This is a genomic window from uncultured Mailhella sp., from assembly GCF_905187505.1.
GTDB lineage: Bacteria > Desulfobacterota > Desulfovibrionia > Desulfovibrionales > Desulfovibrionaceae > Mailhella.
In genome coordinates this window covers 1-3,628 of sequence record NZ_CAJJIC010000176.1, presented here as the reverse complement: position 1 = coordinate 3,628, position 3,628 = coordinate 1, and the positions used below count along the sequence as shown (strand labels likewise).

The 3,628-nt window shown below is 63.1% G+C and carries 4 protein-coding genes; 3 read left to right on the top strand and 1 reads right to left on the bottom strand.

Going from position 1 to position 3,628, the window contains the following annotated elements:
- Positions 1-916 precede the first annotated feature (916 nt).
- A complete protein-coding gene (locus QZZ60_RS10965) occupies positions 917-1,540 on the bottom strand; it encodes a S24 family peptidase (protein WP_295641350.1) in 624 nt (207 codons plus the stop codon).
- 94 nt (positions 1,541-1,634) lie between these two features.
- On the opposite strand from QZZ60_RS10965, the gene QZZ60_RS10960 reads away from it, so the two are divergent.
- The 3 genes from QZZ60_RS10960 to QZZ60_RS10950 all read left to right on the top strand — a co-directional run bounded on the left by QZZ60_RS10960 (position 1,635) and on the right by QZZ60_RS10950 (position 3,344).
- On the top strand, positions 1,635-1,856 hold the full coding sequence (locus QZZ60_RS10960; RefSeq protein WP_295641348.1) for a hypothetical protein: 222 nt from the start codon (positions 1,635-1,637) through the stop codon (positions 1,854-1,856).
- Positions 1,857-2,007: 151 nt separating this feature from the next.
- Positions 2,008-2,733, top strand: coding sequence for a DUF6291 domain-containing protein (locus QZZ60_RS10955; protein ID WP_295641346.1), 726 nt, complete (start codon positions 2,008-2,010; stop codon positions 2,731-2,733).
- Positions 2,733-3,344: a hypothetical protein gene (locus QZZ60_RS10950; RefSeq protein ID WP_295641344.1), complete on the top strand. Its 612-nt coding sequence runs from the start codon at positions 2,733-2,735 to the stop codon at positions 3,342-3,344. The genes QZZ60_RS10955 and QZZ60_RS10950 overlap by 1 nt, the downstream gene beginning before the upstream one ends.
- The last annotated feature ends 284 nt before the right edge of the window (positions 3,345-3,628 follow it).

Here is a 3,628-nt window from a genome sequence, read left to right as displayed (position 1 = left end):
CGACGCCCGCAAGTAGCCGGAATTCACTTCCGGCGTAAAACGCAGCGGGCGTCGTACAAGTCCTGTGTCCGTACAGCGTGTCCAGAGCAGACGGGAGTTGGTGTCACTCGGGCGATGGGATGTAAGCACCCGCCTGCCGTGGCCGACCGATGTCCCCGCTTCGCGGCAACATCGGTGTGGTTGGAAGGGATTTCCAGATTTTTGAGGGAGAGTGGAGGCTCGAAGCTCTGGGAAGCCTTCGCTGACAAAGGACAGTCGTTTTTTCAACGCTCTGGAAAGCCGTCGTTGGTATGAACTGCCGTTTCTTGAAGCTCTGGGGAACGCGGGCGACCTGAGGAGCCCGCGCCGACGCCCGCAAGTAGCCGGAATTCACTTCCGGCGTAAAACGCAGCGGGCGTCGTACAAGTCCTGCGTTCGTACAGTGTGTCCCGGGCAGACGGGCGTTCGTGGCACTCGGGCGTCGTGAAAATGTCGCCCGGCCGACGGGCATAAGTAGGCGGGATTCACTCCCGCCGTTAAATGAAATGACCACCGTGCAAGTCCCGCAGTCCGTACAGCGTGTCCAGAGCAAACGGGCGTGGGTGGAACTTGGGAGGGAGGTGACGGGAGTCGGTGTCACTCGGGAGGGGGGCAGACGGGCGTGGGCGGAATTTGAAGGGCGGAAAATGTCGCCCCTGATGGCGGAAATGTCAGTGCCGACTTTTCAGAAAAGGCAGGATACCGGGCCGGGCATAAGTTTTCCCGATCCCTCATGTGCTGCCTCTCGGCGAAGCCGGGAGGCAGAAACAGGGGGGTGCGGGGGGAATTATTTCCCCCGCCGGGGTTCAGGGGCAGCGCCCCTGTGCCTTTCCGGGGTCCGGGGCAGCGCCCCGGCTGCTCCGGTCTGTCCCCTTCCTCTTTCCTGTCTTTTCTGCGTTTAAAAAACCTTGCCGCACCAGCGGACGCGGCCGTGGACGACGAAGTTTTCGAGGTCGGGGCCTTCGACGGGGACGTCGGCGTACTTGGGATTTTCGCTGCGGAGCAGCAGGCCGCGCAGGGTCTTCTGCACGCGTTTGACGCGCAGCTCGTCGCCCAGGGTGACCACGTAAATTTTGCCGTCCATGACTTCGATGTCCGACTTGTCGACAAGCAGGGTGTCACCCTCGCTGAACAGCGGTTCCATGGAGTCCCCCACCACGTCCATCAGCACGGAGTGTGCGGCGGATATGTGCTCTATCCCCATGAAATCCTTTCTGAACGCGTACAGCCCCTCAAGGTCGCCGTTGGTTTCCAGCGACGCGCCCGCGCCCGCCTTGGCCGCTATCTTGGGAACGTAGTCGTAGTCGAGAAACTCCTTTCCCGGTATGGCCAGCTTCACGCCGAGCGCCTTGAACACCGGGTCAAGCGCGGCCAGGTTCGGAGTGCGCACCCGGTTCAGCCACTGCGTGAACGTCACCTGCGACACCCCAAGTTCACGGGCGGCGCTGGCCTTGTTGCCGTTGTGCCGCTCCTCCGTGAAATTCCTCAGCAACTCGAAAATTTCGTCAGACAAGGTATTCATATGAATACATGAAAGGAGAATCTTCGTTTTGTCAAGTATTCATTTGAATATTAGACTTCTTTACATTGTGTTCTCATTTGAATATTATCCGGCCATGAAAAACGAAATATTTGCCAAATACTTTTCGCGGCGGGGATCGCTTCGCAGGGCCAGCCGGGAGTCGGGGATTCCGTACATCACGCTGGTGCAGCACGCCAACAACGCGCGCAGGGTGAGTCCCGCCATGGCCGTCCGGTACGAGGAGCTTTTGGGCATACCGCGCTGGGAGCTCAGGCCGGACCTGTGGAGCGGCCCCGAAGAGGGCGACGACGCCTGAGGCGTTCGGACTGCCGGAACACGGCGACGGGCGCGGCTCTCCGCCGTCGGAACGGCTTCGGCAGTGTTCCGAGCGTCGGAAGGGGAGATGGCTTCGGCTGTGCTCCGTCGACGGGGCCTTGCGGAACAGACAGGGAGGAAAAGGGGAAATCATGGCGGAGAATGTCAAAGGAATATTGTTGCGGACCGAGCATTTGCGGGGCCTTCGCATGCTGGAGCCCGGGCAGGTGGGGGAGCTTGTGCTTGCGCTGTTTGCCGACGCGGGCGAGGGCGAGATGCCCAGGCTCGACGATCTGACCCGCGTGGTGTTCGAGCTCATAGCGCCTTCGGTGCGTCGGGCGAACGATGCCTATGCCAGCCGTTGCGCGGCCAACGCGGAGAACGGACGCAAGGGCGGAAGGCCGAGGAAGCGGGCCGCTGCGGAGCTGTCGCTTTGTGCGTCGGGCGGAGAAGCGACGGGTTTTTCGGAACAAAGCGAAAACCCTGACGAAACGAAGCGAAGCGAAACGGAATTAAAAGATTCCCCCCATGTCCCCCCTGCGGAGAAGCGTGCGGCGGGTTCGGAACGCGGTTTTGTCCGTCCATCCGTGGAGGAGGTGCAGGAATACTGCAACGAGCGCGGCAACGGCATTCGGGCGGAGCGCTTTGTTGATTATTACGCGGCGCAGGGCTGGAAGTTGTCCAACGGCAGGCCGCTCCGGGACTGGAAGGCGGCCGTGCGCAACTGGGAGAGCCGAGACGCGGGCCGTGGCGACGGCGCGGCCGGACGCGTCGTTTCACGCGGGGCGCTTGGCGAAGCCGAACGGCGACAGGCGCACAACGACAGGGTATGCCGCGAGGTGTCGGCGGAGCTTGAGGCCATGGGAGGGCCGTTCTGATGGCCGTGCGGGAAAGGGATGAAAAGCTGGCCGTGCTGAACGGTCTTGCGGGGAACTACGCGGCGACGCTGTCGCCCGAGACGGCGAAGATGTGGCTTTTTTTGCTGAAGGATTACGACGTGGCGACCGTGCAGGCTGCGGCGCTGGCCATGATACGCCGCTACGGTTCGGAAACGGTGCCGTATCGCACCATGCCGCCGTTTGCGCTCATGCAGAAGGAGCTTGACGCCGCAACCGGCGCTGTCCGGGGCGAGGAAAACGTGCTTTTGCAGGCGCGGGCGGAGTGGACGCGTCTTCTTGAGCTCATGAAGAGCCGGGGGAGCTGGCGCGAACCGGAGCTTGATCGCACGACGGCCTATTGCGTGCGTTCCTTCGGCGGATGGGAGCGGGTGTGCCGCTGGAAAATGGAGGAACTGCCGTGGCGGGAGCGGGATTTTTTGCAGCTGTGGCAGCAGAGCCGGGGCAAGGAGGACGTGCTTGCGCTTGGCGGCGGAGCGGTGAAGGCGCTGGAAGCCCCGGGCGGTCGCGCGGCGCTGTCGCTGGAGGATTTTCGGAACCGGCTGACGGCGCTGCCCGGAGCGGGGGACAGGGCGGAGAAGGGCGGGGCGTGAGGAACTGCGTTGGAGCCGTGAGCGGGGCGCAAGCCGTGAGCAGAGCGTGACGGGCTGGGGCGCACCTCGGGGCGTGAGTCGGGAGCCGGGCGTGAGGGCAGCGTTGCCCTTCGGAGCGCGAGCTGTGAGCGGAATGTGAGCCGGGCTGCTGGTGGCGGACATCCCAAGGCGAGCGTGCAGCTTTTGAGAATGGCGGCGTTTCCCGGGCGGTTCGGAATACAGGCGAAGGAGGGAAGCATGACGATTCATGAAACGTGCGGCGGCTACTGGCGGGGCTGCTTTGC